Source organism: Mycobacterium sp. E802, assembly GCF_001666875.1.
In the GTDB taxonomy this organism is placed as follows: Bacteria; Actinomycetota; Actinomycetes; order Mycobacteriales; family Mycobacteriaceae; genus Mycobacterium.
Genome location: NZ_LZJD01000005.1, coordinates 1 through 5528, shown reverse-complemented (window position 1 = coordinate 5528; position 5528 = coordinate 1). Strand labels below are relative to the sequence as shown.

Annotated in this window: 5 protein-coding genes and 2 pseudogenes; 4 read left to right on the top strand and 3 right to left on the bottom strand. The window is 62.4% G+C overall.

Annotation, left to right across the window (positions count from 1 at the left end; translation table 11 throughout):
• A pseudogene (locus A5699_RS00715) lies at positions 1-258 on the bottom strand (IS1634 family transposase); the annotation flags it as partial.
• A gap of 97 nt (positions 259-355) precedes the next feature.
• Between A5699_RS00715 and A5699_RS00710 the strand changes: the two are divergent.
• Entirely contained in the window at positions 356-595 is a 240-nt protein-coding gene (locus A5699_RS00710; protein ID WP_067763956.1) for a hypothetical protein, read from the top strand.
• A 325-nt stretch (positions 596-920) separates the two neighbouring features.
• Positions 921-1373, top strand: a complete 453-nt coding sequence (locus A5699_RS00705) for a helix-turn-helix domain-containing protein (RefSeq protein WP_067763953.1) — start codon at positions 921-923, stop codon at positions 1371-1373.
• A 165-nt stretch (positions 1374-1538) separates the two neighbouring features.
• Here A5699_RS00705 and A5699_RS28270 read toward each other — a convergent pair whose 3' ends face one another.
• Together A5699_RS28270 and A5699_RS30205 are read right to left on the bottom strand one after the other, a co-directional pair.
• On the bottom strand, positions 1539-3185 hold the full coding sequence (locus tag A5699_RS28270; RefSeq protein ID WP_231965515.1) for a hypothetical protein: 1647 nt from the start codon (positions 3183-3185) through the stop codon (positions 1539-1541).
• Between the two features lie 198 nt (positions 3186-3383).
• A pseudogene (locus A5699_RS30205) lies at positions 3384-3746 on the bottom strand (TniQ family protein); the annotation flags it as partial.
• Between the two features lie 297 nt (positions 3747-4043).
• Between A5699_RS30205 and A5699_RS00700 the strand changes: the two are divergent.
• Together A5699_RS00700 and A5699_RS28265 are read left to right on the top strand one after the other, a co-directional pair.
• On the top strand, positions 4044-4292 hold the full coding sequence (locus A5699_RS00700) for a hypothetical protein (protein WP_067763950.1): 249 nt from the start codon (positions 4044-4046) through the stop codon (positions 4290-4292).
• 266 nt (positions 4293-4558) lie between these two features.
• On the top strand, positions 4559-4849 hold the full coding sequence (locus A5699_RS28265) for a helix-turn-helix domain-containing protein (RefSeq protein WP_082957507.1): 291 nt from the start codon (positions 4559-4561) through the stop codon (positions 4847-4849).
• The last annotated feature ends 679 nt before the right edge of the window (positions 4850-5528 follow it).

Here is a 5528-nt window from a genome sequence, read left to right as displayed (position 1 = left end):
CGGTTCATCGGTGAACAATGCTTGGTCCGGTGGCCCAACCATATGGGCCCGAACGGCTTTCGGGGTGATCCCCAGATCTAACTCACCCTGGGTGTCATCGGCCAGCAGCCGGCGGGCCTCCTCGATGAGCAGACCCAACTCGGCGTCATCACGCGCAGAGCCCACATGACGAACAATCCGGCGGCGCCCGTCCACGGATTCGGCGATCTGGACTGCCGTCGCGCCCGAGGCCGTGCGCACTCGCCGAATCCAGACCATCCAGGCAGCCTACTGATCCAAATTAGTGCCTAGCGGGTGCACTAAGCTAAGGCATCACCGCAGGTCAACGCGCCGCCGCTCTCGAAAACAGGCCGAAGTGACCCAACTCGGGTCGGACTATCTCTTCGCCCGCAGCACCGGGCATATGGGATCGCTGATGAATCTGTTGCGACAAGGTTGCTATATCGCCATCAAGAGCGGCACGGAGCGATTGAGCATCGAGTTGCTCAATGGCATCCGAATTGACAGTGCCGCCGAGCTTGGTCGCCGACAACTGGAGACGGCGTTCCGTACCGGCAACATGAGCACGCGCGGGCCGAGAAAGCCCAAACGATAGGCAAACCCTCGCGGCCCCTGCACCGCGTGCCCCGACGAACCGCTGGGACAACTTACCGAGAGATGCTGTCGGACCGGGTGGTGCCACGCCGCGGCGCACACCGTGACACATCGGTCTGCGCAACAGTATCTGTGCCGCCGCGCGTGAATAACCCAACTGTCCGGCACCCAGGCCCTGGGCGGGATGGAGATGAGGGCACGACTGCGATGTCTGGTCCTGCCGCTCGCTGAGCCACCGTCACCTACGAAATGGCGATGAGGCGACGACCGCGAGCAAAAAGGTATTGTCGAAGGTGATTCAGTATGAATCGTCAGGAGGGTGCGCGATGTTGCCCGAGGAAAAGCGTGCGACGAGCACTGCGCAAGGGTTGATGCGAATTGCTGCACGTCACCGACTCGCCCAGCGAGAGTTGGAACGGGCCATCTTCGCCGCTGCCCATCAATGGGGTCTGACGCAGCGGCAAATCAGCGATGCAGTCGGCGTGTACTCGCAGGCCACTGTGCAACGAATTTTGAGGCGATTCGCCGAGGAGCCGGCGCGGCTGTCGGAGACCCCCACAGAGGTGATCGACCAACGCGCCGCCGGCCTGATCAGTGACGACGCGATGATCCAAAAGCTCCTCACCCGGACATACACCTTCGGGGAAGTGGCGCGCACCCACGGCGTTGCGACAGACGCATACACGCCGGGTGACTGGGATGAAGTCGAAATGGCCTACTACGTGGGCCTGCTCAGCGATGCTGAATTCGATACCGTGGCTCGACGTCATCTGGGCTGAGAACACCGTCGTGCCGACCCTTCACGCGACTTGTACGGCAGTTGGAATGCTGATTGTGGAGGGTCGGTCTACGACCGCGCCCTTGGCTGCGAATATCGCCAACGGGGGAGCGGTCAGTGAGAGGTTGGTTGTCCGGTCGTGGTGATTTCGTTGTCCGGATCTTGTCTAATGCAGATCCGGATGTAGGCGCCAATGGCATGGCGGCCGGCCGGGGCATGAGAGATCCCAACCTGTTCCTGGTGGGCACCGTGGTGTCGCACCTCGTGAGTGCTGGACGGCGAACACGGGATCAGGGGCCGGTGTGAGGGGGTTTGTTGGCCGGTGGCTGGGGCGTAGCGGTATTTCGTAGCGATGGGCCAGTTGCGTGACGGTGAAGCGCGATACTCCGATGGTTGTCGCGATCGTCGCTAGGCTCAGATTCTGCTTGGTGTAGAGGTCTACGAATACGTCCCGGGGCAGGCAGTGCGCAGCGTGCCGTGTGGCCCGGCCGACGCCGCGTCCGCCGAGGGGAAGATCTGCGCGAGGTGCGGGTTGATCGCTCAAGATCGCACGGATGGAGTCGATATCGGAGCCCACATAGTGGGCCGCAGCCCTCAATGACAGGCGCTCCTCACGAATCTGGTGATGCAGCACCGCCACATCGACATCATGCCAACCAGCCGCGGATTCGGCACAATTGGCGGCGGGTTCCCAGCGCAGGGGTTCGTGACTGAGTCCATGACCGTCAAGGAACTCTCGCCCCGTCGCCTCCAAGGCAGTGGCCAACTCGGGTGTCAGTACCCTCGGAATCTCGGCCAATGCGCTCCAAAACTTGGGCTTCGCGATGGCGTGTGGACTGAGCCTGGCTGGCGATCCTGTCAGGCGTTCGTAGAGCCAGCATCGGTAGAGCTGAACCTTGACTGCTCGGCCCACGGCAGTGCCGCACTCCCGACACATGCTGTGCCATTGAGAGTCCGGAAGTAATTCGCGGTAGGACAGGTTGCGGCGTCGGGCGTAATCGATGGGGCAGCGCTGATCGTCGAGTTGCTCAGCCAAACTCGCCAGTGCGCTGGCGGTTCTGCTCCAGTGGGCGCGCGCATGGAGCATTTGTAAGACTCGCGTCACGTCGCGAGGCGTCGTCACCGAGCCCAGTTCAGTGCAGGCCTGGGTCACGGTGATGGGGGAATCGACGAGTAGGAGTGCGACGCCGAGCGCGCTGCGCAACCGGCTGAAACCTAGACCGGTGCAGCTGAATTGGGCACCCCAACGCGGCCATGCTAGTGCGGGGACGCAACGGCCTCGTGTTCTGCCGCTATTCGTCGGTTCGAGAGGGCGAATAGTTTTCCCGCTGTGACGTAGTTGCTCGACGGCGCCCAGTGTGGGGACCAGTGACGGCAACAGGGCACTGCGTGCCGCAGAGGTGATGTAGTGGCCACGAAGACAAAGAGCTTTCAGCGCTGGCGCTACACGCTGACTTTTCGTCTGAATCACGTCTTGAAGGTGCTGGACTGCCTCGGCCTTCGTTTTGTCTAGTGCAGGAAGTGTCAGGCAGGCCGCGGCGGCGACCGTCGCAGCGGTCGTCGTGTCATAACTCAACGCCCACGGCAACGGCGCGGAGGGCAGGTAGGCACTGGCTCCGGCCTGCGACGCATAGGCGGTCCACACCGCAGACGGTAGATGCGTCTGCAGCACCAGGCGGTCGCTGTGACGCAGCAGCTGCTCACCGATCACCGTCATGTCCGCGAATAGCTGCGCACTTGTCACTGGGCTGCTGACGTAGATACCACTCGACGTGGATCCACGGGCCAGCACATCGAGGATCTCACGCTGCACCTGCAGTGCAACCTCGTCAAGGGAGCAGGTTAGGGCAGAGTCGGCCAGACGCGCACCGCAACGTCGCGGCGTTCTGCCGCCCGGCGCATCCAACGCACAGCGCATGCACAAACCGGGGGTGGGGATGAGGCCTTCGGGCAGGGGCACAATCCGCTGCCGACGAGAACATTGCGGACACACATCCACGAGAAGGCAATCGTGGAGGGGACATGCGAAAGCCCAACGCAAACGCCACCACACAGGCCAGCGACCGCCATTATCTGCGAGACATCGTGGGCAGAACCGTGAGCCCGGCAAGGCAAATGGCGGTTGACCTCCTGGCCCGCCATGCGACGACAGCCACGATGCAGGCGTCATCGCCTGCAGTACCGTCACGTCGACCCCCGTCGTGAAGCTCAGCGGCGCAAGCTGTGCGGCAGTCGCTGACTGCCGGCATGTCTTCATCGCATTCTCGCGCGGATTCAGGCCGACAGCGGTGAGAATATCGACCCACATCGCACCGGAACGAGCCGCGAGAGCCTCGAGCCAGGAGTCCATCTGTTCACCGGGCACCGGCTCCACCCGCAAAGGCAGAGTCCGCAGAGCGGATTGAATCCTCGGCGGTAGTCGTCCACGGTTGCCTACGTCCTGCCTGTGGTGGGCGCTGACCTCCACCACTCACACTGTGCACTACTAGTAGTGCATTTGCGGCAGAATGGAGATGGTTCCTTCATGCGTGCGTCGGCACAGTTGACGCTGGCGTCCGAGGCGTAGGATGTACTACTAGTAGCACTTCGCGGAGACTCTGGCGTTCCAGTCGGCTTGATGCGCCGACATCGGCAATTGGCCACCATGTCAGTGGGTAAATAAGGAGTTGCGGTGACGACGATCAACCCCCGCGGCAACCGCGCTGCGACCCAGAAGAAGAGCCGCAGCGGTTCGGGAACGCGTCAGCGCAACCGCCAGTGCAAGCTCAGCCTGCTCAACGCGGAGGCAGATTTCTTGGAGCAAATCGCCTCAGGTAAAGGCCAGTCCGTTCAACAATTACTTCTCCGCGAGTGGGTGTGGCCCACGATGGTTGCCGCCGGAATCGACGTGCCGGAACTGAGGCGAGACAGCATCGTCTAGCGCAGCCGCATGTTTATCGGCAGCGCCGGCTGCTCGACGGTCGGGCTGTCCACGGCTACGTGTGGGCGTATGCCGTGCTCTCGGCGGCTCTCTAGTTGCCTCGACTGCGAACAAGCTGGGTTGTTTGGATGCAGACTCGCTTGAAAGCGACGGACGTAAGCGGGTACCCGATCGACAGGATGGTGCCGGCTGCTATCGCGTTGGATACGATCCTCTGCCCTACTAGTAGGGCAGACAGGCGTGCCGGTCCCCGTTTGTCTTGACGAGTGCCCACGCGTCCGAGCCAGAACGACCCTCAACGGGTGGCTCAATGGGAGCAGTGGCGGGCCTCTGTCGGGCATCACATACGCCTGAGGCGAACAGAATTGGGAATGACGCAAGAAATGCTGGCGCTTGAATCCGGCGTTACTCGAAACGTTCTGATCGACGTCGAGCTGGGAAAGCGCGGACTGCTCTACGAGCGCCTCTTTGATATCGCCGAAGCCTTGGGAGTTTCGGCCGGCGAGCTGCTCGACGGTCCTAAGACGCGGACATCCACCCCGCGCCGAAAACGCTAGGCCTGCGCTCTCAGCCGTAGCGTTTCGGGCTCCGTCTGGCGGAACGGCCGACTATGCGATCAATCAGAACTCGTACTGCACAGCGCGAGCCCGAAGTGTTACAGAACGGCCCCCAGGTCGCTGACGGTGAAACGCCAGGTCGACCCGCCGCTCGGCGTCGGTACGGTCCGCGGCTTCGTCGCAGCGACCGCACCCGCGTCAGCCGGTGCGCCGTGTGGGGCAGGGTCCCAGGAGGGCACTCGAGGGCGTCGAAACGTGTAGTTCCTACAGCTTGCGCGGCCGGCTCTTAACCTCGGCAGCCCGGCACTTCTGCTCAGTCACTCTCTGGGACCCCGCCCAATCAATGTATCACTAGTAGTGCTGTCCTGGAAGCTCCGCAGTATCTTGCTGCTGCATGTTTGTGTCAGATGTTGGCCTAATTCTTCCCCTCCTCGATAGCCCTCATAGAGCCCTCGGGGCGGCTGTATGTTGAGTATGTGAGTGTCGACGTCCCATGGCCGTCGCCGCCACGGTTGTGGGGTCGCCTGATACGTTGCTGCGGGCATGCCTGCGGCACGGCGATTCCCGGCTGAGGCACTGTTGGCAATCGGGTTTTCGGTGGTGCTTGAACGCTGCGGAAGGCGTCGGCGTCGTCACTGACGGAAACGATCCAAATACGCACCAAGCGTCTGGTCGAAGT

Excerpts from the sequence above, each read along its gene's own strand:
- A5699_RS00705 (WP_067763953.1), top strand. The coding sequence starts at position 921 with ATGTTGCCCGAGGAAAAGCGTGCGACGAGCACTGCGCAAGGGTTGATG.